The sequence below is a fragment of the Azospirillum sp. A29 genome (genome assembly GCF_042604625.1).
Lineage (GTDB): Bacteria > Pseudomonadota > Alphaproteobacteria > Azospirillales > Azospirillaceae > Azospirillum > Azospirillum palustre.
Window position 1 is genome coordinate 700,222 of record NZ_CP170463.1, and the last position, 23,267, is coordinate 723,488.

Sequence of the window (23,267 nt, forward strand, 5' to 3'; positions counted from 1 at the left end):
GCCATCGGGGCTTCCTTACCAGTCATGGTAGATCGTCTTCCAGGCAGTGGAGAGGCCTTCGCGCGATTCCTCGGTGCTGAGCCGGTCATCGATGGACTTGAACTGCACGTAGGCTTCGTCGAAGCGCATCAGGTTGTACAGCGCCCAGCCACGCACGATGCCGAGGTTCCGCGGCTCCGGCTCCAGCTCCTTGCGGGCGTCGAGCAGGCGCAGCACGTCGTTGTAGCGCTTGTCCTCCAGCGCCCGGCCGGCCTCCGTCGCCATCAGCGAGGCGCGGATTTCCGCCCGCTGCGTCGCGGTCAGATTGGCGCGCGGCAGGTCGCGGGTCAGACCGGTCACGTCCCCGGTCGCCAGACGCGCGATGGCCTGCCCATAGGCGTTCTCCTGGGCCGGCGTCGCCGTCTGCGGCAGGCCCGATGCGGCGGGACTCCGGCTGCCCGGCTTTCCGGCGGCCGACGCACCGCCTTTTGCGGGTTCGCGGGCAGGTTCGCGGGCAGCCAGGGTCTGCGCCTCGGCGAAGGCGGCCTCGGCTTCCGACGGGCGCTTCAGCTCCAGCAGGCACCAGCCGCGCTGCTGCAACAGGGAGGCGGTCGGGCCGCTTCGTGCGATGGTGCTGCGGATGACGCTGAGGCACTCGGCGAAGTCGTGGCGGGCCAGCGCGCGGTCAAGCTCGCTCGGACCCTGCGGCGCGCTGCGTCCGCCGCCGGCGCCGGAGGGGCCGCGCGGCGGATCCACCGCCTTCAGCGCCTGATCGATGCGGCTCGACTTGCCCTTCCACGGGGCGGCGGCGGCGCGGGCCTGCGCTTTGTCGCCCAACCCGTTGTAGGCCAGCACCAGCCCTTCCGCCGCCTTGTCCGACGGCGTCCATTCATTGGCCTGGGTGAACCAGCTCTGCGCCTCGGCGTAATTCTTCTGCTTCTGGAAATACCAGCCGAGCGCGATGGCGCCGTCGGCGTCCTGCTTGTCGCGGACGATGCCCTGGACGCGCGACAGGTCGCCCGCCGACAGGGCGCCGGGCTTGGCGTTCCCCAAGCGCTCCAGCAGACGGCCGGTCTCCAGCTCCGCCTCGGCGCTGCGGACGGCGGAGTAATCCTCCCCCGTCGCCGGGTTGGCGGTGGCGCCGAGCGCCGACAGCTCGCGCAGCCGCTCCGGGCTGAGATGGCGCGACGCCTTGAAGATGGTGTCGCGCCGCTCCTTCGCCTTGGGGCAGGTGGTGACAATGGTCTTGTAGGTGTCGAAGGCGCGGTCGGTCTGCTTCAGCTCGGCATAGGCCTCCGCCAGACGCCAGGCATTGTCGAGCCGGTTGCAGGCCACCGCCTCCGGCTGGGCGGCGGCGGCATCGACCACCTCCTGCCAGCGCTTGGTGTCGCTGGCGGAGCGGATGCGCCCGGCGCTCTCGGCCAGTTCGAGTTCCTGCAAAAGCTTGTCCGACGGCTGCCAGGACGGCGACTTGCGCCGCTGCTCGGCGATGGCGGCCCGGGCCTCCGCCACCTTGCCAGCGGACATCAGATTCCAGAACGGCGTCTCGTCGACGCCGGCGGCGGTCGGCTGCGGCGCGAACAGGTCCTTGGGCGGTTCCCAGCCGGGGTCGAGCGCGCGCAGGCGGGCGATCTCCGCCTCCATCCGCTCGCCGTCGCCGATGCGGGCGTAATAGCGCAGCGCCGTCTCGTCCACCTTGCCGGCGGCGGGGGCGGAGCCGCTGCCGGGAGCCGGCGCCACCTCGACCTTCACGCCGGGAGCCAGCGCCCGCGCGCCGCCGTTCGACTGCGCCCAGGCATCTGACCCATCAGCCGCGGCGATGCCGGCGAGGAGAAGGACGGAAAGGAGGAGAGGACGGGTCACGGATCGATCCCCAGGCTTTGCGCCGCCAGCGCGGAAAGATGGGCCAAGGTGGTGGAGTAATAATCCTCGTCGGGCGCCAGCGGCGGCACCGTCACGGCGTCGCCGGCCCCGGCAAGCTTGCAGGCCAGCCGGTAGACCGCCAGCATGCCGACCGACGCCGCCACCTGGGTGGTGGTGCCGCCCGGCAGCGACACGGTGGCCGGAACCGCCGAGCCGCCAAATTTCGTCGCCAGCGTCGCGAAGGGACGGAAATAATAGGGATCGCGATAGCCGTCCATCGCCAGATAGAGCGGCACCCGCACGGCGTCGTAGCCATACTGTTTCTTGAAGCCGTCGGCGATGCCCACCGTTCCGGCGGCGTCCAGGGTCATCCAGTCCGGCGGCAGCTGAAAACCGCCGAAGCGCGCCTTCGACAGCAGGACCAGCCCGGCGTCCGACAGCTTGCCCCAGCGCTCACCCCCCGGCAGAACGGCGAAGGCGCGGATGGCGGGAAAAATCCAGTAGCTGGGGTTGAGGACCAGCGTCTCGCCCTTGCGGAAGCCGTCGCGTCCGGGCAGCAGCACGGTCAGCCCGGCCTGCTCCACCAGAACCCCGGCGGCCAGCGCCTTGACGATGGCGGCGGCGGCGGTGCGGTAGGCCTCCGCCTGCCAGGTCTCGGCGGCGCGCAGCAGCGCCCAGGCGATCAGCATGTCGCCGTCCGACGCGTTGTTGCGGTCGGCAACCCCGCCGTCGGGCGTCCAGCGCCACGCCGCCAGCCCGTCGCCGCGCACCATCAGCACGCGCTGGGTCCAGCCCCACAGCCGGTCGAAGGCGGCGCGGTCGCCCCCCGCCACCGCCAGCAGCATGCCGTAGCCCTGCCCTTCGGAATGGCTGATGCCCTTGTTGCCGGTGTCGACGATGCGGCCTTCCGGCAGCAGGAAGCGTTCGGCATAGCGGCGCCACGCCGCCCCGTCATAGGGGGCCGCGCGCAAGGCGCCCGGCACCGCCGCAGCCAGTCCGAGGGCGGCCGTTCCGACCAGCATGCCGCGCCGCGATGTTCCGACAGGGGACGTCATGACCCGCTCCGTTCCCGATGCCCGCTCTTCAGCAGAAGGCGCATGCTGACCGTCAGCACCACCGCCGTCCCCAGCAGCAGGGCGAACAGAAGCTCGATCCGTTGCGACAGGTTGCGGGCCAGAATCAGGATCAGGTTGCCGATGTCAAAGGGATTGAGAATGATCTGGTAGGGACGCGACACCTCCAGCGTGGTGATTGCCGGCGCCGCACTGCTCCACAGCGCCCCGCCGCCGCGCAGCTTGTCCCACAGCCCGGCATCGCCCAGGCTGCGCATGGCGCGGTCGACGGCGCGCGGATCCGCCGCGGTCAGCAGCGTCCAGGTCAGCGGCTCGGCACCCGGCGCGCGGTATTGCAGCAGCGCCGCCTCCGGCAGGGTCTCGGCATTCTCGGTCAGCGCGACCACGTCGACCGGCGCCTCTTCCACCGTCCAGCTGTTGATATAGCGCGCCGCTGCCGCCATCACCCGGCGCGCCCAGTCGGGCACCCAGCCGCGCCCGGTTGCGGCCGGATCCTTGGCCTCGCCCGCCATCCGCTGCCAGCGGTTGGCCGCACCGCCGTCGGCGGCCAGCGCCGAGCCCGTGGCACCCATCTGCTGCCCCATGCCCTGCGGCACGCCCCCCGGCCGCGCCGGCCCCGAACGGGCGGCATTGCTGCCGGACCAGCCCAGACGCAGCCGGTCGGCCAGGGCGCGGCGGTCGGCAGCGGCCATCGGCTCGCCGCGGGCCTTGGCCTGGGCGATCAGGGCGCCGGCCTCCAGCAGACCGGCCAGCCGGTCGGCCGGCAGCGGGGCCGAGGTGAAGACGGCCTGCGGCAGCGCCGCGACCGGGCCGACGATCAGCGCGTTGTCGTTCGGCAGCCCGTCCCAGCCGGTGTAGGGCACCACCGCCATCAGGTCGCCGGCCCGCTGCGCCAGCTTGGCGGTCAGGCTCCAGGCGGCGCCGAACCAGGCGGGGTCGCGCCCGACGACGACGAGATCGAAGGGCGGCGCCTGCTCTCCCCCGGCGGTGCCGCCATAGGGAAAGGCGGTGTTGGCGAAGCCGCCCAGGCTCGGCAGCGTGACCAGACGGGCGAAGCCGGGGATCTCGATGCTGGAGCTGTCCAGCAGGGTGAAGGTCGGGCGCCGCACCGCGAAGACGCAGTCGGTGCCGCCGGCCGGCGGCAGTTCCGCCTCCAGCTCGATCAGGTTGGGGCCGGGACGGAACAGCGCCATCGGCAGCGGCATCTCGCCATTCTCGATGATGCCACTGGAGCGCTTGTCGACCTCCATCGCGCCGGCCGACTTGCCGTTGACCCGGACGTTCAGCACCGCGCCGGGGCCGAGATTGCCTTCGAACGCGGCATTGACGTGAAACAGGATGGACCGGTCGCTGACCGGGGCGAAGCCGGCCGGCAGGGTCAGGCCGAAGCGCCCTGTGTAGCGGTAGCCGCTGTGCTGCACCGTCTGGAAGCCGAGGTCCGACAGGCGGTAGCGTCCCTCCACCTGCACCGGCACGGCCGGCGGCGCGGCCGGGACCGCCGCGTCGGTGACGATCATCGCGGTCTGGGTCGGCAGCGGCCGGGTCACGTCGGCCAGCCGCATCACCGCCTGATCGACCTCCTGCTGGGTCCGTCCCGAGGCGACGGCGACGAATCCGCCACCGCCGGCGCCGCTTCCTTCCGGACCGCCCTTGTTGGCGGCGGACGGGACGGCGGACGGGCCGGCATAGGGATAGACGGCCAGGAACGGTCCGCCGATGGCGGCGGCCCGCGCTTCGCCCAGCAGGGGAGCGAGGCGGTCGCGGGTGCCGATCAGGATGTTCTTGCCGCCCGGCAGCGGCAGGCTTTCCAGAGTCGGAGCGGGATTGCCGGGGGGATTGCCAGGAGGATTGGTGGGAGGGTTGCCGGCGGGCTTCACCGGCACCGCCATCACCCGCGGGGTCTGGTCGCCCAGCAGCAGGCCGTAGGACTGCGCCACCATGGAGCCCCAGCCGAGATGATCGGCATCGATCTCGCCGCCGGGCTGGACGATGGCCAGCGGCTCCCGCGCCCGGTCGGCGGAGGCCAGAAGCTGGCGCACCATGGCGAGGTCAGGCTCCGGCACGCCGCCGTCGGACATCAGCGTCAGCGACGAGGCGGCGAGGTTGACCCGCGCCCACAAATCGTAGGTGCCGCGGACCGTGCAGATGGCGCGGTGCTGGGCGCTGGTCTGGAAGACGATCTGGTTCTCGCCGGGGCGGATCAGGCTGCCGGGCAGGGTGATGGAGGCGTTGACCGGCCCGCGGAAGGCGGCCAGCGGCAGGTCCGCCACCGGAGAGCCGTTGATGAAGACCGACATCGACCCCTTTTCAGGCAGGATGTCGATGCCGTTCTCGTAGGTCAGCGTCAGCACGGCGCTGGTCAGCCCGATCACCGGCGGCAGGACGGCGCGCAGCGCCACCGTCTCCGTCTCGCCATGCAGCGTGACCTCCGGCTGGCCGTCGCGCAGGTTCGACAGCGGGATCACCCGGCGGTCGGCGGCCAGCGCCGGCGCCGCCCAGCCGGCGCATAGGCCGATCCACAGCGACAGCAGCGCGCTCAGGGCCGCCAACAACGTCCGTGGCGACGCCCGCAGCATCCGGCCCCCGCCGGTATCGTTTCCCAGAACCGCCATCGCCGTTACGGAGCCTGGAAGGTCAGGATGCGGCGCAGCGCGCCCGGCAGGGCCAGCAGGACATGGCCCAGCCGCGGAACCACGCGGGTGGCGAAGAACAGCAGCCCGCCGAAGAAGGTCGGGGCGGCCACCCGCTTGCGGTCGAGGAAGATGTCCCAGCCGACGCTGTTGCCGAAGACGAAGCGCGCCATCTCCACGATGTCCTGGCGGTCGCGCGGAGCGAAACCGGCGCCGACCGCCAGTTCGCCGTTGCGCATCTCGATGCGGAAGAAGCGGACGCCGGTGGTGGTCGCGGCCTCCGTCTCCGTCGCGGCGATGGTCAGCACCGGCGTCTGGTCGGGCCGGCTCAGCAGCTCGCGCCATTTCGGATCGACGATCAGCCCGACGCCACCGGCCGACACGTCGGCGACCGTCAGGTCGATGGCGGTGCCGTCCTCGAACTTCAGAACCGCGGGGCGGTCGACGGTGAAGCGTTCCTGCCGGCGGACGCGCTTGCGCTCATAGACGACGGCGAGGCCGCCCAACGCCAGCAGCAGGCTCAGCGAACACCACACCGCCACCGGAACGATGGCCGCCCGGTGTTCGGGGAAGATGGAATAGCGCCACGCGCAGGCCGCCAGCCCGGCCGCCAGCAGCAGCGTGGTGACGATGAAGGGGGTGGCGAGCGGCGAGAAGCCGTCCTCCTCCACCGACTGGCCCTTGGCAGTCACCTTGAACACCGGGTCGCGCGGCCGGATCAGCGTCGCCAGCGCCGCGCGGGAGACGTGGAAGGATTGCAGATACTCGTACAGCTCCGAGAACAGCGGCCAGCGCATCCGCCCATGCAGGAACTGCGACAGGAAGGCGGCGGCGAAGACGTGCGGAATGACGAAGCAGCCGAAGTCCGGCAGGTTGATGCGGTAGATCTCCAGCCCGAACAGGGCATAGCACAGCGGCGACAGCAGGAAGATCGGTCGCCAGAACCAGAAGAACCAGTAGAGCATGGTGCTGAGGTAGCACAGCCGCTGCGAGACGGTCAGGCCGCGCTTCAGCAGCGGATTCTTCAGGAGGAACAGCTGGATCATGCCCTGGGTCCAGCGCGACCGTTGGGCGATGAAGCTGTCGAAGGTCTCCGGCTGCAACCCGGCGATCAGCGGGCGCGGCAGGTAGACACTGCGCCAGCCGCGCGAATGCAGCTCCAGCGCGGTTTCGCAATCTTCGGTCACCGTGTCGCCGCTGAAGCCGCCGACCTCCTCCAGCGCCGCGCGGCGCAGGATGGCGGCGGATCCGCAGAAGAAGGAGCCGTTCCAGCGGTCCAGCCCGGGCTGGATCGAGTAGTAGAACATCTCGTTCTCGCTCGGCATCCGCTCGAAGGTGCCGAGGTTGTATTCGACCGGGTCGGGATTGACGAAGAAATGCGGGGTCTGGACCAGGAACAGGCCGGGGTCCTGCTGGAAGAAGCCGACCGTCGCCTTCAGGATGCCCACGGTGGGCACATGGTCGGCGTCCAGGATCAGCAACAGATCGCCCGACGTCTTATGAAAGGCGTGGTTGATGTTGCCGGCCTTGGCATGCTCGTTGCGCGGCCGGGTCATGTAGGTGACCTGCAACCGTTCGCACAGCGCGGTCAGCGTCTCCCGCCGCTCCTTCGCTGCCGCGGCCTGTTCGGGGTTGCTGTGGGCCAGCTTCTGGTCGGTGCCGCCGTCGTCCAGCAGATAGACGTGCAGCTTGTCGCGCGGATAGTCGATGCAGACCGCGGCGGCCAGCGTCGTCTCCAGCAGCTCCGGCTCCTCGTTGTAGGAGGGGATGTAGACGTCGACGCTGGGCCAGAAGGCGGGATCGCCCGTCGGTTCCGACGGCTCGCGCGCGAGCGGGTCGATGATGACGAACAGCGAGGTCAGGAACAGGACGAAGGACAGCGCCTCGGCCGCGAACAGGGTCACGCCGGGAATGAAATTCACCAGATCGTCCACCGGCGGCAGCGTGCCGGTCAGGCGCCAGAAGAAATAGCGGAAGGTGACGAAGGCCAGCAGCAGAACGGTCAGCGTGCGGGCATGCCAGAAGCGCTGGGCGAAGCGCCCGAGCACGAAGGCGGCGGCCACCACGCCGGCCGAGATGGCAGCGCTTGCAAATCTTCCAACGGGCAAGGCGGCCAGCGCAAGAAACAAACCCGCCGACAGCAACAATAGAATCCAGAGCAGGACCGAGCGCAGAGAGAATCGGCGACTGTTCAGGTTCGGCTGTCGTTTGGATTGCTGCGCCTTATTGTTCAGGGGCCGAACAACGGTCTTGGCGCCGGGCGAGGTTGTCATGCGGATCCGCAGAATGGGGCCATTGCACCCTAGTGGGTGCCCCCTTATGGCTCAAGCTTCGTTACAAATCGTTACTGACTTGAGATAATGCCCGCTCAAAAGCCATATTCCGGCGGACCTGTGTCGTTCCGATAACGGTCGGTCCGCCAGCATTTTCCCCGCCGCCGCATGCAAATGGGTGCGACTCGAGGGGGGAGCGCCGCAGGGGTCCGGGAACGCCGCGGCGATCCGAGCCTTGCCGATCCCTGTCGCGCGGCTGCCCTGCGTCCGGGCTTGGGCTTGGGGGGATGACGGCGGGCGGGATTGCCGCCATGGTGACTGACAGTCCGCCCACCCCCCGGTTGCAGCACAGGGTTCCGCCAGCCCCCATGCCCATTTCCGCCCTTCTGTCCGATGCCTTCGCCGTGCTGGCCCCGGTTTTCGTGGTGGCTGCACTCGGCTACGGCTGGACCCGGGGGAAGCTGCCCTACGACAGCGCCTTCATCACCACATTCGCGATCAACGTGTCGTCGCCCTGCCTGGTCTTCTCCGCCCTGACGCGGCTGCACCTGTCCGCCGACGTGATGGGGGAGATGGCGCTGGCAGCGACGCTGTGCATGGCGCTGACCGCGCTGGCGTCGGTCCCGGTGCTGCTGGCGTCGGGGCTGTCGCTGCGGGTCTATGTCCCGGCGATGGCCTTCCCCAACGCCGGCAACCTGGGCCTGCCGGTCTGCCTGTTCGCCTTCGGCGAGAACGGCCTCAGCCTTGCCGTGCTGTTCTATGCGGTGATGTCGGTGGGGCAGTTCACGCTGGGGCCGGCGCTGGCCGCCGGGCGCTTCGATCTGGCGCAGATGGCGCGCACCCCGACGATCTACGCGGTGGCGGCGGCGGTTGCGATCCAGCTGGCAGAACTGCCACTGCCGGTGTGGATCGGCAACACCACCACGCTGCTGGGCAACTGCGCCGTGCCGCTGATGCTGTTCTCGCTGGGGGTGGCGCTGTCGAAGCTGCGCCTCTCCAGCGCGGTGCAGGCCCTGTCGATGTCGGCCTTCCGGCTGGCGGTCGGCTTCGCCATGGGGCTGCTGGTGGCCTGGGCGATGGGGCTGACCGGGGCGGCGCGCGGCGTGGTGCTTGTGCAAAGCTCGATGCCGGTGGCCGTCTTCAACTATCTCTGGGCGCTGCGCTACGGCAACGCGCCGGAGGATGTCGCCGGCATGGTCCTGGGGTCCACCGCCATGGCCTTCGTCGGCCTGCCGGCGCTATTGATGTTCGTGATGCAGTAGAAGGGAGGAGCTTCATGGCGCACAGGGAACACCGCTATGCCGTCCGGCTCGACTGGACCGGCAATCTCGGCACCGGCACCTCGTCCTACCGGGCCTACAGCCGCGACCACACGCTGAGCGCCGGGACCAAGCCGGCGATCCCCGCCACCTCCGATGCCGCCTTCCGCGGCGATCCGGCGCGCTGGAACCCGGAGGAGATGCTGGTCGGCGCCCTGTCCTCCTGCCATCAGCTCTGGTACCTGCATCTCTGTTCGGCCGCCGGGATCGTCGTCACCGGCTACAGCGACGATGCGGACGGGATGATGGAGGAGGAGACCGGCGGCGGCGGCCAGTTCACCGCCGTCGTTCTGCGCCCGCGGGTGACGCTGGCGCCGGGGTCCGATGCCGCCAAGGCGCTGGCCCTGCACCATGAGGCGGCGGAGAAATGCTTCATCGCCCGGTCCGTCAATTTCCCGGTCCGGCACGAACCGGCGGTGGAGGTCGAGGGAGAGGCGGACGGCGATGAGCGCTGACTACCTGCCCTTGCAAAACCCCCTGCCCGTGCTGGACGCCGTCGCCGGCCGGCGCAGCGTCCGCGCCTTCTTAGCCACGCCGGTGGAGCGGGAGACGGTGCGGCACATCCTCGACCTCGCCGCCCGCGCGCCGAGCGGCTCCAACATCCAGCCCTGGAAGGTCCACGCCATCGCCGGTGAGGCGCGCGCCGCCCTGTCGGCGGAGTTGCTGGCCGCCCATGAGGCCGGGGAACCGGAGGTGCCGGAATATCCCTATTACCCCGAAAGCTGGCGGGAGCCCTATCTGGGCCGCCGGCGGGCGGTGGGCTGGGCGCTCTACGGCTCCATCGGCATCGGCAAGGGCGACCGCGAGCGGATGGCGCGCCAGCACGGCCGCAACTGGCTGTTCTTCGGGGCGCCGGTCGGGCTGTTCTTCAGCATCGACCGCGACATGGGCAAGGGGGCGTGGCTCGACCTCGGCATGTTCATGCAGAATGTCATGATCGTCGCCCGCGGCTTCGGGCTGGAGACCTGCCCGCAGGCCGCCTTCTGCTACCGCCACGCCATCACCGCGCGGCATCTGGGCCTGCCCGACGGTGAGATCATCGCCAGCGGCATGGCGCTGGGCTTCGCCGACTGGTCGGCACCGGAAAACAACTTCCCGACGGACCGCGAACCGGCGGAAGGATTCACCCGCTTCACCGGATTCTGACGGGGCGTCCTTAGAGCGTCACGAACCCGTGGGGCGCCGCCGCGGACGGCGCGGAGGGGGACAGCATGCCGGCGACGAAGGCGGCGGTCTGGACCAGCACGCGCGGCGAGAAGGGCTTGGCGATATAGCCCAGCCCAACCCCGCCGGCCTGCGCCTTGTTGGGCGGATTGCCGGTGGCGAAGACGCAAGCGATCCCCATCGCCTTCAATGCACGGGCGACGTCGAGCCCGTTCGAGCCGTTGGCAAGCTTGATGTCGACGAAGGCCATGTCCGGCTTCTCCTGCCCGGCCAGGGCAAGGGCGGTCGGCAGATCCTCGGCGATGCCCGTCACGGCGTGGCCGGCCGACTGCAAAGTCAGCGACACGCCCTCGGCGATCAGGAATTCATCTTCTATGATCAGTATCTTCATTGTTTTTCTTGTATCTTTTGCGGGTTGACCGGGAGGATCACGCCTGGGTTGGAGCGCGCGGCTTCATGGGGAAAGTTAAAAGGAAGCGTGTCCCTGGTGTCAAACGTTCGATCTCCAGACGCCCCCTCAACTGCCGCGTAAGATTGCGGACGGTGTTCAGGCCGAAGCCGCCGCCGCCGCCGCTCGCGACCGCCTCAGGCAGACCGATGCCGTCGTCGGCGACATCGATGCGGACCTCGTTCCCCGCCACCGCCATATCCACCGTGACCCTGCCGCGCCGCCCGTCGGGAAAGGCGTGCTTGTAGCTGTTGGTCAGCAGCTCGTTGACGATCAGCGCCACCGGCACCGCGGTGTCGACCGGGGCCGACAGCGGCGCCCCCGTCGCCAGGGTCATCGCCGGTTCGGCCCCGCCGGTGGGCGGGACGGCGTTCTCGGCGATGCTGCGGATCAGGTCGGTCAGCTCGACGGTGTCGTACACCGCCCCTTCGCCATAGAGGCGGCGATGGACCTCGGCAATCGCCAGCACCCGGCTGCTGCTGTCCAGCAGTTCCTGCCGCACCTCCGCGCTGCGATGCCGCATCGCCTGGGTCCGCAGCAAGTTGGCGACGATCTGCAGGGAGTTCTTGACCCGGTGGTTGACCTCGTCCAGCAGGACCCGGTTCTCCTGCAACGACGCGGCCAGCGCCTCCCCTTCGGCCCGCTCGGCCTGGTAATCCCGCTCCAGCCGCCGGACGGTGGTGAAGCCGAGCCAGCCGGTCACCGTGACGAAGACGACCCCATAGGCGATCATCAGCAACTCGAGGATGGTGGCATGCCGGCTGCGCCGGGCGAGCAGCACGTCCTCCTCCGCCCGCATGGTGGCGGTCAGACGGCGGATCGCGGCCATCGTGGCGGCGCCCTTCCCGTCGCGGATGGTCGCCAGTGCCTGCTCCAGTCCTTCGTTGGTGGCCTGCCGCAGAACCTCGGCAATCTGGTCAAGCCTGTCAGCGGTCAGGGAACGCAGGGCCTTCAGCTTGTCCTGCTGCACCGGGTTGTCGGCGGTCAGCGACCCGATGCTGTCCAGCAACCGGCGGCTGCGTTTCCTCCCCTCCTCGTAGGCGGCGAGATGAACGGGGTCCGGCAACAGCAGGTAGCCGCGCTGGCCGGATTCGGTGTCGGACAGGGTGGATTGCAGTTCCCCAACCGCGGAGATGACCTCGTGCGTGTGGTCGATCCAGTCGATGGCGCGGCGATATTCGATGAACACGACGACGAGCAGCAGGAAGCCGACGAACAGGCCGGCGAGCAGCAGCGCCGATACTCTTGCGGCCCGGGCGCGCACCGTCCGGCGCGCAAGGCTGGCATCCGTGTCGATGGGCATGGGCCGTCCCCGTCCTGCGGCGTCGTTCACCTCTTAAACAGTCCGGACAGCATGGATCTTCACCTATCCCGGGCATTGACGTGAATCAAAAAAAGCTACGTTGACAAACCATCGTGATCCCATCCCATGAAGCGATCCCACTTTAGCCACCCAGCGCCGCCGCCAGCGCATCGTGCAGGCGGCCGGGCTGGATCGGCTTGTGCAGCAACGCGCACTGGGCGCCGGCCGCCTCCCGCAGCCGGTCCGCCGAGGTGTCGCCGGTCAGCAGCACGCCGGGAATGTCGCGCGACAGGCGGCGGCGGACCATGTCCATCACCATCAGCCCCGTCGTCCCTTCCGGCAGGCGGTAATCGGCTAGGATCAGGTCGGGCTCCTCCCCGGACTCGATCAGGTCGCCCAGCAGCTGCTCAGCCTCCGCCCCGCTGCCGGCTTCCGCCACGCGATAGTTCCAGTCCTCCAGCATCAGGACCAGCGCCATGCGGATGACGGCGTCATCCTCCACCAGCATGACCAGCCGCCCGGCCTCGTCGTCGGCCCCGCTGCGGCCGGCGCTGCCGGACCGGTCGGTCATGTCCGGCCTGGTTTCGGTCAGGGGCAGGCTGACGGTGAAGCGGCTGCCGCGGCCCAGCGAGGAGGTCACGTCGATGGTGCCGTCCAGCATGGTGACCAGCCGCTTGGCGATGCTGAGCCCCAGCCCCAGCCCCTCGCGCCGGTCGCGGGCGGCGTTGCCGACCTGGAAAAAGTCTTGGAAAATGCGGTCGATGTGCTGGTCGGCGATGCCGATGCCGGTATCCCACACCTCGATCTGCACATGGTCGCCGCGCTGCCGCGCACCGATCAGCACCCGCCCGCCGGGGGCGAAGCGCAGCGCGTTGGCCAGCAGATTGCGCAGCACCCGCTCCAACAGCCGCGGGTCGGTGCGCGTCGTCAGGGACGGCGCCACCAAGCGCAGAGCCTGCCCCGCCTTCTCGGCCGCAGGCGCGAATTCCCCATGCAGCCGAGCCAGCAGGGCGGCGATGTCGACCGGCTCCGGATTGGGGGCGACCAGACCGGCCTCCAGCTTGGAGATGTCGAGCATCCCGTCCAGCATGCCGCCCAGCCCGGCGAGCGAAGACTGGATCTGCTCCGCCATCCGCCGGGCACCGGGGGGAAGCGTTTCCTTCATCAGCAGGTCGGAGAGCAGCAGCAGGGCCTGCACCGGCTGGCGCAGATCGTGGCTCGCCGCCGCCAGGAAGCGCTCGCGCGCGTCCAGCGCCACGTTCAGCTCGCGCTCCAGTGCCTTCACCGCGGTGATGTCGGCGACGCTGGACACCACCGCCTCCACCCGGCCGGCCGGATCGGCGACCGGGCGGCTCGACACCCGCAGCCAGCGGGTGGGGGCGGTCGCCTCCTCCCCCTCGACCACGCCGACGATGCGCTCGACCACCGGCTTGCCGCTGCGCGCCGCCTCCGCAGCGGGGGGAAGCCCATGCAGCCGGTTGCCGTTGGCGTCGATGAAGCGGCGGCCGGCGGTGGTCGGGACCATGGTGGACGGGGCGGTTGCCGGGACCAGCTGCCCGTCAGCCCGGCTCTCTGCTATGCCGTCCGCGTCGAAGGCCGACGCCATCGGGTCGAGCAGGGCGCGGGCGGGGCCGTCCAGCAGCCGCTCGGCCATGGCGTTCGCCAGCAGGCTGCGGCCATCGACGGCGGTCATCGCCAGCGCATCGTGCAGCGACTGCACCAGCACCCGGTGCCGCCGCTCGCTCAGGTTCAGCGCCGCTTCGGCGGTGCGCCGCGCGGTGACGTCGCGGAAGGCGACGACGGCGCCCTGAATGCGCTCCTCCGTCGGGGCGAGGCGCATGCCGGACGCCAGCATGGGGGAGATGGTGATCTCCACCAGCAGCGTCCCGCCATCCTCCCGGCGGAGCTTCTCGCAGGCGACGCTGCGCGGCCGGCCGTCGGTCAGCGACAGGGCCAGCGCACGGGCCGCCCCGCCCGCCTGGGATGCCGCCGGATCCGTTTCGCCGACCGGCAACCCGGTCCCGGCCTCCGCCGGTCCGGCAAACAGGTCGGAGGGCGGGCGGCCGATCAGGTCGAGGTCGAGATGCCCGGTCATCGCCGTCGCCGCGGCGTTGACGAAGCGGATGCGGCCGTCGGCGTCCACTCCCAGGATGCCGTCGCCGACCGACTGGAGGATGTGGTGATAGTCGGCGCGCGCCCGCTCGGCGTCGTCGCGGGCCTGCTGCACCTCGCGAAGCCAGGCGTTGCGTTCGGTCAGGTCGGTGATGGTCAGCAGCACGTCGCCGCGGTCGCTGTCGTCCAGCGTCACCCGGCGGGCGTCGGTCAGCCCGTCGATGATCGTGCCCTGGGGCCCAAGATAGCGGAACTCCTGCCGGACCCAGTCCCCATGGTCGCGCAGCCGGCCGAGCGCGGTGAACAGCCGGCCATGGTCGACGCTGTCGAGCAGCAGGGTCAGCGGGCGGCCCTTCAGCCGCAGCATCGGCAGGCCGAACTGCCGTTCGGCGGCGGCGTTGGCCTCGCCGACGATGCCGGCGGCGTTCACCGCCAGACAGGCCAGCGGCACCGACTGGAAAAGCTGGAGATATTGCAGGCGCGACGCCTCCAGCGCCTGCTGGGCGCCGCGCAGCTCCTCGTTCTGGATCTCAAGCTCGGCCTGATGGACATACAGCTCGTGCAGCAGTTCCTTCATCGAGGTGGCGGTAACATCCGTCGCCTCGAAATTCCCGCCGTTGAGAATGGTTTCGGCACGGCGCCGCAGTCGGCCGGAGGAATCCTCGGTCATTCCCCGCCTCCGTCGCCCCGGTCGCCTGTACCGGCTCCGTCGACCTGCAGTTCCATCAGCTTGCGGTTGGTTATGTTGATGTGGCTGACGACGATGCCGCCGTCATGGTCGTTCAGGCAGGTGGCGTGCATCAGGAACCAGCGCTGTTCATCGGGCGAATGGCAGGGATATTCGATGGAGAAATCGTCGGCTTCGCCGTCCAGGATGCGGCGCAGCCCGTCATGCACCGCCCGGGCGATGCCGTCCTTCTGTGCCGCCTCCGGGTTGAGGCAGACGTCGAGATAGTTGGTGCCGACACCGCAGCGCTCGGTCGCCGGGGCGCCGTTGCGCTGGGCGAAGCCGCGCCAGGCGGCGTTCACCATGACGATCCGGCCGTCCCGGTCGGTCACGGCGATATGCTCCGGCAGGCTGTCCAGCACCTTCTGCAGCCGGTCCTGCGCCTGCTTGGTCTCCGTCACGTCGACGAAGGTCACCACCACGCCGCCGATCTGACTCTTGTCGGTCAGGTAGGGCAGGATGCGCGTCAGCACCCAGCGGCCGTCATAAACCCGGACATGGCGTTCCACCGCCTCCTGCCCGTCGAACACCTTGCGGATGTCGCCGAGGAAATCGGGATAGTCGATGTTGGTCGACAGATGCGCGATGGACCGGCCGATGTCGCGCGGGATGATGTTGATGAAGCCGGCCGCCGCCGGGGTGAAACGGCGGATGACGAAGTCGCCGTCCAGGAACACCGTGCCGATCTCGGTCGAGCGCAGCAGATTGTCGAGGTCGTTGGTGATCTCGGTCAGCTCTTCCACCTTCGCCTGATATTCGGCGTTGACGGAGTAAAGCTCCTCGTTGACCGACTGAAGCTCCTCGTTGGTGCTCTGCAACTCTTCGTTCGAGGCCAGCAGCTCCTCGTTGGTGGCCTGCAATTCCTCGTTGGCGGTTTCCAGCTCCTCGATGGTCGCCTGGAGGTTCTCGCCGCGCGACAGCAGCTCCTGCTCCAGCCCGCGGATGCGCTCGGCGGCATCGGCATTCAGGTCGAAGTCGGAATCCGGAACCGACAGCGGCAGCATGTTGGCGCGGTCCAGCACCACCAGGGCGAAGCGGCGCCCGGTCTTGCGCGCGACATAGGGCTGGACCCGCAGGCTGATCGCCGCCACCCCCTCGCGGTCCTTCACCGGGATGTTGGACAGCGCGAACTCCTCGCCGGAGCGGAAGGCGCGGTTCAGCGCGGTGCCCGTCACCATGGCGACCGAGGAGGGCAGCAGCTTCAGCACGTTCAGCGTCGCCTCGCCCGCCGGCACCTTCAGCAGGGACGATGCGTCGCCGAACACATGCATGATGGTCATCTGTTCGTTGACCAGCAGGCAGGGCGGCACATAGGCCTTCATCAACGCGCCGATGGCCTCGTCGATGACCGCCCCCTCCTCCATGCCATGGCTTACGGCATCCTCGCCATGGCGGGCCAGCGGGGCCGCCACCGTCGGCACCAGCAGGCGCGACAGCCGGAAGGAGCCGGCGCGCAGGCTCTGGAACACCTTGTTGCGGCTGTCGACGGTGTGGAAATCGGACTGGAGGTCGCCCAGCGTCTCGCTGGTGCCGAGGAACAGGAAGCCGCTCTGGCGCAAAGCGTACTGGAACAGGCTCAGGACCTTCCGCTGCAACGGCTGGTCCATGTAGATCAGCAGGTTGCGGCAGCTCAGCAGGTCGATCTTGGTGAAGGGCGGGTCGCGCATGATGTTATGGGCGGCGAACACCACCATGCGGCGGATGTCGCGCGACACCACATAGCTGTCGCCGCGCGCGACGAAGAAGCGGCTCAGCCGGTCCTGCGACACATCCTCGGCAATCGCGCGCGGATACTCGCCGAGGCTTGCGATCTCGATGCTGTCCTGGTCGATGTCGGTGGCGAAGATCTTGACGTCGACGGTGCGGCCCAGCTTTTCCTGCGCCTCGGCGAACAGGATGGCGAGGGAATAGGCCTCCTCCCCGCTGGCGCAGCCGCAGACCCAGACGCGGACCATGTCGGTCGGGCTGCGGTTGGCGAGCAGGCTGGGGATCACCCGGTCGGCCAGGACGCGGAAGGCCGCCTCGTCCCGGAAGAAGCGGGTGACGCCGATCAGCATCTCCTTGTAGAGGTTGACCGTCTCGGCGCTGTTCCGCCGCAGCAGGGCGGCATACTCCTCCATCGACTCCAGGCCGGCGCCCTGCATCCGCCGCTCGATCCGCCGCAGCAGGGTCGCCAGCTTGTAATGCGAGAAATCGACGCCGGTGACGGAGCGGATGACCGCGATGATCTGGGCCAGCGGGTCGTCGCCATCCTCGCGCCGCTGGCGCGCCGGCATCGGCCGGGCGCGGGCCAGGGTTTTGCGCGCATGCTCGATCAGGCGGGCCGGCAGAGCCTCCGGCGCCAGGGTGGCGTCGATCTGTCCGGTGGCCAGCGCGCTCCGCGGCATGCCGTCGAACTGCGCGGTTTCCGGCTGCTGGACGGCGGTGAAGCCGCCGGCCGACTTGATCGCCATCAGGCCGCGCGTGCCGTCCGACCCGGTCCCCGACAGGATCAGGCCGATGGCGAAAGGCCCCTGGTCGCGGGCGAGCGCGGTCAGGAAGATGTCGATCGGCAGGCTCATGCCGCCCGCGGCATCCTTGGCGGTCAGCCGCAGCCGGCCGTCCTCGATGCTCAGATGCTTGCCCGGCGGCAGCAGATAGACGGTGTTGCGCTGGACCGGCACGCCCTCGGTCGCCTGCACCACATCCATGGCCGTGTGCTTCGCCAGCAGATCGACCATCAGGCTCTTGTGCACCGGCGACAGGTGCTGGACCACGACATAGGCGAGGTCGCTGTCGCCGGGCACCGCATCGAAGAAGCGTTGCAACGCCTCCAGCCCACCGGCCGAGGCACCGATGCCGACGATGCAGCAGGCCTGCTCCGATGCACCGGCTTCCGACGACATTCCTCCTGTGTCCGCATCGGGCGATACGGCAGGCGGCGGGTCAGGATGCGGGGCGGGCGTATCCGTTGGCACGGCGATAAACGAGTCCTTCTGGCGGCGGCCTGCTGGTTCTCTGCGCAAGCGAGCCCCTGCCTATATCCAACGCTGTTGGTTTGGTCAACTTGACTGTCGTAGGGCGTCGTCCTCCAACATCATCAATTTAATTGGAATGTCTGCGTCTTCCCATCGATTTGACTTTGGTTTTATAACGAATGTATCGTCACTTAAGCATCCTCCGGGCGAACCACAGCATCGATCCCTCCGAACGACCCGAAGCCAAAGGATCAAGCGGAGCGCGGGCGGGACGGGGGACCTGACGTGCGCGAAATTCCTGCTATGTTTGCTGCCCCCGGGCGTCGCATCCTGGGGCGTCAATGGCATGCAAGGCAGCGGGAACGGGTCATGAGCTTCACCTCGATCTATCGCCACGGCTTCGCGCGGGTGGCCGCCTGCACCACGCGCAGCACCCCCGCCGATCCGGCGGCCAATGCCGCGGCGGTGCTGGAGGCGGCGCGCGCCTGTCACGACACGTCGGTGGCGGTGGCGCTGTTCCCCGAACTGGCGCTGTCCGGCTATGCCATCGACGATCTGCTGATGCAGGACCCGCTGATCGACGCGGTGGAGCAGGCGATCCTCGATCTGGTGCAGGCGTCGGCCGGCCTGATGCCGCTGCTGCTGGTGGGGGCGCCGCTGCTGTATGACGGGCGGCTCTACAACACGGCGGTGGCGATCCACCGCGGCGAACTGCTAGGCGTGGTGCCGAAGCAGCATCTGCCCAACTACCGCGAATTCTATGAGCGGCGCCAGTTCGCATCGGGCGCCGGCACCGAAGGCGGGACGATCCGCATCGGCGACCTGACCGCCCCCTTCGGCCCCGACCTGCTGTTCTCCGCCGAGGACCAGCCCGGTCTGGTCGTCCACGCCGAGATCTGCGAGGATCTGTGGGTTCCGGCCCCGCCCAGCACGATGGCGGCGCTGGCCGGCGCGACGATCCTCGCCAACCTGTCGGCCAGCAACATCACCATCGGCAAGTCCGACACCCGCCGGCTGCTGGCGAAATCGCAATCGGCGCGCTGCCTCGCCGCATATCTCTATTCGTCGGCCGGAACGGGGGAATCGACCACCGACCTCGCCTGGGACGGCCAGACCTCGATCTTCGAGAATGGCGAGAAGCTGGCGGAGACCGACCGCTTCCCCGACGGCGCCCAGATGGCGGTGGCCGACGTCGATCTGGACCTGCTGCGGCAGGAGCGGCTGCGCCAGGGCACCTTCGACGACAACCGCCGCCTGTTCCCCGGTGCCACCGGCAGCTTCCGCACCGTCGCCTTCCGGCTGGACGCGCCGGAGGCGGATGTCGGCCTGCTGCGCGCGGTGCCGCGCCTGCCCTTCGTGCCCGCCGCCGCCGAACGGCTGGAGCAGGATTGTTACGAGGCCTACAACATCCAGGTCGCCGGCCTTGTGCAGCGGCTGCGCGCCACCGGGATCAAGACGGTGGTGATCGGCGTGTCGGGCGGCCTGGACAGCACCCACGCGCTGATCGTCGCCGCCCGCGCCATGGACCGGCTCGGCCTGCCGCGCACCGGCATCCTCGGCTACACCATGCCGGGATTCGGCACCAGCGAGGGCACCAAGTCCAACGCCTGGAAACTGATGACGGCGCTGGGGGTGACGGCCAAGGAACTCGACATCCGGCCGGCGGCCAACCAGATGCTGCGCGACATGGACCACCCCTACGCCCGCGGCGAGGCGGTCTACGACATCACCTTCGAGAATGTGCAGGCCGGCCTGCGCACCGATTACCTGTTCCGCCTCGCCAACCAGCACAACGGCATCGTTCTGGGCACCGGCGATCTGTCGGAACTGGCGCTGGGCTGGTGCACCTATGGCGTCGGCGACCAGATGTCCCATTACAACGTCAATGCCGGCGTGCCGAAGACGCTGATCCAGCATCTGATCCGCTGGGTCGGCCGCACCGGCCAGTTCCAGCAGGAGGTGTCGGCGACGCTGGACGCCATCCTGAAGACGGAAATCTCGCCGGAACTGGTGCCGGCCGGCTCCGACAAGGCACTGCAAAGCTCCGAGTCCGTGGTCGGACCGTACGATCTGCAGGACTTCACCCTGTTCTACGTGCTGCGCTACGGCTTCCGCCCGTCGAAGATCGCCTTCCTGGCCCGCCATGCCTGGTCCGATGCAGCGAAGGGCGACTGGCCGGAGGGCTATCCGCTGGAGAAGCGCCGCGCCTACAGCCCGGCCGAGATCCGCGACTGGCTGCGGGTGTTCCTGCGCCGCTTCTTCGGGTTCAGCCAGTTCAAGCGCTCGGCCATGCCGAACGGCCCGAAGGTGACCGCCGGCGGTTCGCTGTCCCCCCGCGGCGACTGGCGCGCCCCGTCGGACGGCAACGCCCGCATCTGGCTGGAGGAGCTGGACCGCGAGGTTCCGGCGGAGTGAAAGAACGAAAAAGGCCGGCGCCCCATTGGAGCGCCGGCCTTTTTCCTGTCTGTCGCGACAGCGATCAGATCGAAATGCGCAGGGACTCGCGGTTGACCGGGGCGGCGTCCGGGGCGGTCATCGGGCGCGGCGGCACGGCGGGGCGCATGCCGGCCGGCGGCTGGCCCGGCGCCGGAGCGGCCTGCGGGGCCTGGGGCGCTTGCGGAGCGGCCGTCTGCGGCGTGCCCGGATGCGGCTGGGTCGCCTGCTGGGCGGCGATGAACTGGCCCTGGGCGGTCAGGCCGCTGGCGACGTTGCGGTTGATGTTGACCAGCGTGTCGATCTTGCCGAAATCCAGGTCGATCAGACGGTTGGTCGTCTCGCGGTCGACCAGCAGCGACAGGGCGGCGATGTTCGTGCGGACTTCCGGCGGATGGCCGCAATCCTCTTCGGTGATCGCCGCCTGGAAGATCGTCCACAGGCGCTGATTCAGCTGAAGAGCCTCGCGGTAGGCCTTTTCGTCCTTGGCATGGCTGGCGGCGATGATACGGCGCGCCGCTTCCGCCAGGGCCCAAGCCTCGACGTCGCGCGGATTGTCCGAGGTCGGCTTGTTGGCGTAGGTGGGAGTCGGCTTCATTCCAAACCCTCGGGGGAAAACCCATCCGGTGGGGGCGTACCTGCCCCTTTGCTTCGTCCCGGAAGTGTCGGTTATCCGACCGGCTTTGTCAACGCAACGGGGGTAGTTCGGCCGGTGCGGAGGACCCTGACGCAAACTGGTCACAAGTTCTATGCGTTTCGGCAAGGAGAGCCGCCGCCGTTTCGGCCACCCGGTCCTCGTCGATGCCGTCCATCAGCCCGCGGGCGTTGGGGTCGGCGGTGACGCGGGCCAGCAGCTCCGGCTGCGGAACGCTGCTGACAACCACCCGCCCGCGCGGCCCCCAGGGTCCGTAGATGGCGGGATAGCCGGGACCGAACAGCCCGACGGTCGGCACGCCCGCCGCCGCCGCGATGTGCATCAGCCCGCTGTCGTTGCCGACATAGAGCGCCGCCCGCTCCAGGCAGGCGGCGGCGGCCATCGGGTCGGTGCGGCCGGTCAGGTCGATGGCCCGCGGCCCCAGCGCCGCCAGCACCGGCTGCGCCCGTTCCCGCTCCGGCCCGGCGGCCAGCACCGCCACCCGGGCGCTGGCCAGCGGCCCGCCCTCCCCGGTCAGGCGCAGGGCCAGCCGGGCAAAGCGCTCCGCCGGCCATTCCTTGCCCAGCCAGTTCGCCGTCGGCCCGATGGCGAGGAACGGCCCGGTCCCGGCGGGGATCAGGGCGTCGGCCTGCCGCCTCGCCTCCGCGTCGATCCACAGGCGCGGGGCCGGCGGCGGCGTCAGGCCCAGCACGGCGGCATTCTCCTCCACCTTGTGCATCGGGCGCGCCGCCTTGGCGTGGAAGGCGCGACGCCGCGCCGGCACCAGCCGCCCGACCGCCGAATTGCGCAGATCCACCACGAGATCCCAGCGCGTGCCGACACAGTCCAGCCACAGCCGCAGCCAGTGCCGCGCATAGGACCGCTTCGCCAGCGGGATCAACTGCTCCAGCCCCGGCACCGACCGGAACAGCGGCGCCGGCAGCGGCCCGCAGGCGACGGTCAGCCGCGCGCCCGGATAGGCGTCGGTCAGGTGGCCGAGCAGCCCGGTCGACAGCACCGCGTCGCCCAGCCGGTTGGAGGTGATGAAGAGGATCCGGCTCATGACGCCGACCCGGCCGGGCCGGCATCGGGGTGGGCATCAAGGTCGGCATCGGGCGCACCCTTCCGGCGCCCCGGACGCAGGCTGAGGCCGCGCGACATCACCCAGAGCGGCGGCAGCAGCATCGCCAGCGGCATGGCGTACATCAGCGGCACGAAGACGGTCGCCTTGCCGGCGAGGCTGGTCAGACCCAGCGCGCCCGCCTGCAACCCCATCACCGCCAGCACGGCGATGGTGACGCGGGAAGACTGGCCGCGCCGGTTGAACTCGCCCGACAGCAGCGCCGACAGCGCCACCAGCGCGTAGGTCAGGGCCAGCAGCGGCGACGAGAAGCGGTGGTGCAGCTCGGCGATCAGGCCGCGGCGCATGCGGTCGTCCTGGGCCGGGACGTTGCCGTCCATCAGCTCCGCCGTCGTGCGTTCGCGGGCGTCGGGCCAGCGCTCCGCCGCCTGGGGCGCCACCGCCTTCAGGTCGACGGCATAGCGGTCGAAGAACAGCTGCGACAGCCGGTTGGTCTTGCGGTCCAGCTCCTGCCGGTTGCCGTCGTAGACGACGAAGCGCGTGCCGTCGGGACCGGTCTGCATCACTGCGCGGTCGCCCATGATCGTCACCGGCTTGTCCGGCTGGCGCCCGTCATGGATCAGCACCTTGTGCAGGTTGCCGTCGGAATCGCGGTCGCGCAGGAAGACGCTGAAGCGGTCGCCGACCTCGTTGAACACGCCCTCGCGCAGGAACAGCTGCGAATAGTCGCTGCGCACGGTGTATTCCATCCGCACCAGCTCGCGGTGGGCCGCCGGGGTGATCCAGATGTTCAGGGTGAAGACGACGGCCATCACCCCCACCGCCAGCGCCAGCGCCGGGGTCGACAGCGAGAAGGGACCGACGCCGGCCGCACGCATCACCACCAGCTCGCTGTCGGTCGCCATCTTGTTGTAGGTGAACAGGATGGCCCCGACCAGCGCCAGCGGCAGCACGATCCCGAGGAAGGTCGGCACGGTCAGCAGCAGCAGCCACAGGAACATGCCCATCGGCGCGCCGGCGCTGACCACGATCTCGATCAGGCGCAACGACTGGCTGAGCCAGATGGTCAGCGTCAGGCCGGCCGTCGAATAGAGCGTGGCGATCAGCAGGTTGCGGAACAGGTACCGTTGCAGTCGGTTCATCGGGGATCGGCCGGGGGCTGTATACGGCCGGCAAGCTGACCGTCCCGGCCCGCCGGGTCAAGTGTTGAAAACCGCGCGCGCCCACACGGGTGCCAGCTTGGGCGTCCCCTCGGACTGGGAAAGCGCTGG

General features: G+C 69.6%; 15 protein-coding genes. 4 read left to right on the plus strand and 11 right to left on the minus strand.

Going from position 1 to position 23,267, the window contains the following annotated elements; genetic code table 11:
- Positions 1–15: 15 nt before the first annotated feature.
- From ABNQ38_RS11720 to bcsA, 4 genes are all read right to left on the minus strand, one after another.
- Positions 16–1,842 (minus strand): hypothetical protein, encoded by a 1,827-nt coding sequence (locus tag ABNQ38_RS11720; RefSeq protein WP_377807008.1) that lies wholly within the window; start codon positions 1,840–1,842, stop codon positions 16–18.
- Positions 1,839–2,897, minus strand: a complete 1,059-nt coding sequence (locus tag ABNQ38_RS11725) for a glycosyl hydrolase family 8 (protein ID WP_377807009.1) — start codon at positions 2,895–2,897, stop codon at positions 1,839–1,841. The genes ABNQ38_RS11720 and ABNQ38_RS11725 overlap by 4 nt, the downstream gene beginning before the upstream one ends.
- Complete coding sequence (locus ABNQ38_RS11730) at positions 2,894–5,464, minus strand: cellulose biosynthesis cyclic di-GMP-binding regulatory protein BcsB (RefSeq protein ID WP_377807010.1); 2,571 nt, start codon at positions 5,462–5,464, stop codon at positions 2,894–2,896. The genes ABNQ38_RS11725 and ABNQ38_RS11730 overlap by 4 nt, the downstream gene beginning before the upstream one ends.
- Before the next feature lie 68 nt (positions 5,465–5,532).
- Positions 5,533–7,818 (minus strand): UDP-forming cellulose synthase catalytic subunit, encoded by a 2,286-nt coding sequence (gene bcsA / locus ABNQ38_RS11735; RefSeq protein WP_377807011.1) that lies wholly within the window; start codon positions 7,816–7,818, stop codon positions 5,533–5,535.
- Between the two features lie 368 nt (positions 7,819–8,186).
- Here bcsA and ABNQ38_RS11740 point away from each other — a divergent pair, with 368 nt between their 5' ends.
- Genes ABNQ38_RS11740 through ABNQ38_RS11750 form a run of 3 tightly spaced genes read left to right on the plus strand, consistent with a single transcriptional unit; the run spans position 8,187 to position 10,283 of the window.
- Entirely contained in the window at positions 8,187–9,080 is an 894-nt protein-coding gene (locus tag ABNQ38_RS11740) for an AEC family transporter (RefSeq protein WP_377807012.1), read from the plus strand.
- A 14-nt stretch (positions 9,081–9,094) separates the two neighbouring features.
- Positions 9,095–9,592, plus strand: a complete 498-nt coding sequence (locus ABNQ38_RS11745) for an OsmC family protein (protein WP_377807013.1) — start codon at positions 9,095–9,097, stop codon at positions 9,590–9,592.
- Positions 9,582–10,283, plus strand: a complete 702-nt coding sequence (locus ABNQ38_RS11750; protein ID WP_377807015.1) for a nitroreductase — start codon at positions 9,582–9,584, stop codon at positions 10,281–10,283. Before ABNQ38_RS11745 ends, ABNQ38_RS11750 begins: the two co-directional genes overlap by 11 nt.
- Before the next feature lie 10 nt (positions 10,284–10,293).
- On the opposite strand, the gene ABNQ38_RS11755 is transcribed toward ABNQ38_RS11750, so the two are convergent.
- The 4 genes from ABNQ38_RS11755 to ABNQ38_RS11770 all read right to left on the minus strand — a co-directional run bounded on the left by ABNQ38_RS11755 (position 10,294) and on the right by ABNQ38_RS11770 (position 17,776).
- Complete coding sequence (locus tag ABNQ38_RS11755) at positions 10,294–10,692, minus strand: response regulator (protein WP_377807016.1); 399 nt, start codon at positions 10,690–10,692, stop codon at positions 10,294–10,296.
- A 37-nt stretch (positions 10,693–10,729) separates the two neighbouring features.
- Positions 10,730–12,052: a sensor histidine kinase gene (locus ABNQ38_RS11760; protein ID WP_377807017.1), complete on the minus strand. Its 1,323-nt coding sequence runs from the start codon at positions 12,050–12,052 to the stop codon at positions 10,730–10,732.
- Between the two features lie 142 nt (positions 12,053–12,194).
- Positions 12,195–14,834, minus strand: coding sequence for a PAS domain S-box protein (locus ABNQ38_RS11765; protein ID WP_377807018.1), 2,640 nt, complete (start codon positions 14,832–14,834; stop codon positions 12,195–12,197).
- Positions 14,831–17,776, minus strand: a complete 2,946-nt coding sequence (locus tag ABNQ38_RS11770; RefSeq protein ID WP_377807019.1) for a chemotaxis protein CheB — start codon at positions 17,774–17,776, stop codon at positions 14,831–14,833. Before ABNQ38_RS11770 ends, ABNQ38_RS11765 begins: the two co-directional genes overlap by 4 nt.
- Positions 17,777–18,217: 441 nt before the next feature.
- Here ABNQ38_RS11770 and ABNQ38_RS11775 point away from each other — a divergent pair, with 441 nt between their 5' ends.
- Positions 18,218–20,263, plus strand: a complete 2,046-nt coding sequence (locus tag ABNQ38_RS11775) for an NAD(+) synthase (RefSeq protein WP_377807021.1) — start codon at positions 18,218–18,220, stop codon at positions 20,261–20,263.
- 64 nt (positions 20,264–20,327) lie between these two features.
- On the opposite strand, the gene ABNQ38_RS11780 is transcribed toward ABNQ38_RS11775, so the two are convergent.
- The 3 genes from ABNQ38_RS11780 to lptF all read right to left on the minus strand — a co-directional run bounded on the left by ABNQ38_RS11780 (position 20,328) and on the right by lptF (position 23,138).
- Positions 20,328–20,879 (minus strand): flagellar biosynthesis regulator FlaF, encoded by a 552-nt coding sequence (locus tag ABNQ38_RS11780; protein ID WP_109049562.1) that lies wholly within the window; start codon positions 20,877–20,879, stop codon positions 20,328–20,330.
- Between the two features lie 88 nt (positions 20,880–20,967).
- Positions 20,968–21,978 (minus strand): glycosyltransferase family 9 protein, encoded by a 1,011-nt coding sequence (locus ABNQ38_RS11785; protein WP_377807022.1) that lies wholly within the window; start codon positions 21,976–21,978, stop codon positions 20,968–20,970.
- Positions 21,975–23,138 (minus strand): LPS export ABC transporter permease LptF, encoded by a 1,164-nt coding sequence (lptF, locus tag ABNQ38_RS11790; RefSeq protein WP_377807023.1) that lies wholly within the window; start codon positions 23,136–23,138, stop codon positions 21,975–21,977. Before lptF ends, ABNQ38_RS11785 begins: the two co-directional genes overlap by 4 nt.
- Positions 23,139–23,267: the final 129 nt, after the last annotated feature.

What these genes read in the sequence shown, in the direction of transcription:
- lptF (WP_377807023.1), bottom strand. Translation starts at nt 23,138, where the DNA reads ATGAACCGACTGCAACGGTACCTGTTCCGCAACCTGCTGATCGCCACG.
- ABNQ38_RS11780 (WP_109049562.1), bottom strand. Translation starts at nt 20,879, where the DNA reads ATGAAGCCGACTCCCACCTACGCCAACAAGCCGACCTCGGACAATCCG.
- ABNQ38_RS11740 (WP_377807012.1), top strand. Translation starts at nt 8,187, where the DNA reads ATGCCCATTTCCGCCCTTCTGTCCGATGCCTTCGCCGTGCTGGCCCCG.
- ABNQ38_RS11760 (WP_377807017.1), bottom strand. Translation starts at nt 12,052, where the DNA reads ATGCCCATCGACACGGATGCCAGCCTTGCGCGCCGGACGGTGCGCGCC.
- ABNQ38_RS11745 (WP_377807013.1), top strand. Translation starts at nt 9,095, where the DNA reads ATGGCGCACAGGGAACACCGCTATGCCGTCCGGCTCGACTGGACCGGC.
- ABNQ38_RS11750 (WP_377807015.1), top strand. Translation starts at nt 9,582, where the DNA reads ATGAGCGCTGACTACCTGCCCTTGCAAAACCCCCTGCCCGTGCTGGAC.
- bcsA (WP_377807011.1), bottom strand. Translation starts at nt 7,818, where the DNA reads ATGACAACCTCGCCCGGCGCCAAGACCGTTGTTCGGCCCCTGAACAAT.
- ABNQ38_RS11785 (WP_377807022.1), bottom strand. Translation starts at nt 21,978, where the DNA reads ATGAGCCGGATCCTCTTCATCACCTCCAACCGGCTGGGCGACGCGGTG.
- ABNQ38_RS11775 (WP_377807021.1), top strand. Translation starts at nt 18,218, where the DNA reads ATGAGCTTCACCTCGATCTATCGCCACGGCTTCGCGCGGGTGGCCGCC.
- ABNQ38_RS11765 (WP_377807018.1), bottom strand. Translation starts at nt 14,834, where the DNA reads ATGACCGAGGATTCCTCCGGCCGACTGCGGCGCCGTGCCGAAACCATT.
- ABNQ38_RS11725 (WP_377807009.1), bottom strand. Translation starts at nt 2,897, where the DNA reads ATGACGTCCCCTGTCGGAACATCGCGGCGCGGCATGCTGGTCGGAACG.
- ABNQ38_RS11770 (WP_377807019.1), bottom strand. Translation starts at nt 17,776, where the DNA reads ATGTCGTCGGAAGCCGGTGCATCGGAGCAGGCCTGCTGCATCGTCGGC.
- ABNQ38_RS11755 (WP_377807016.1), bottom strand. Translation starts at nt 10,692, where the DNA reads ATGAAGATACTGATCATAGAAGATGAATTCCTGATCGCCGAGGGCGTG.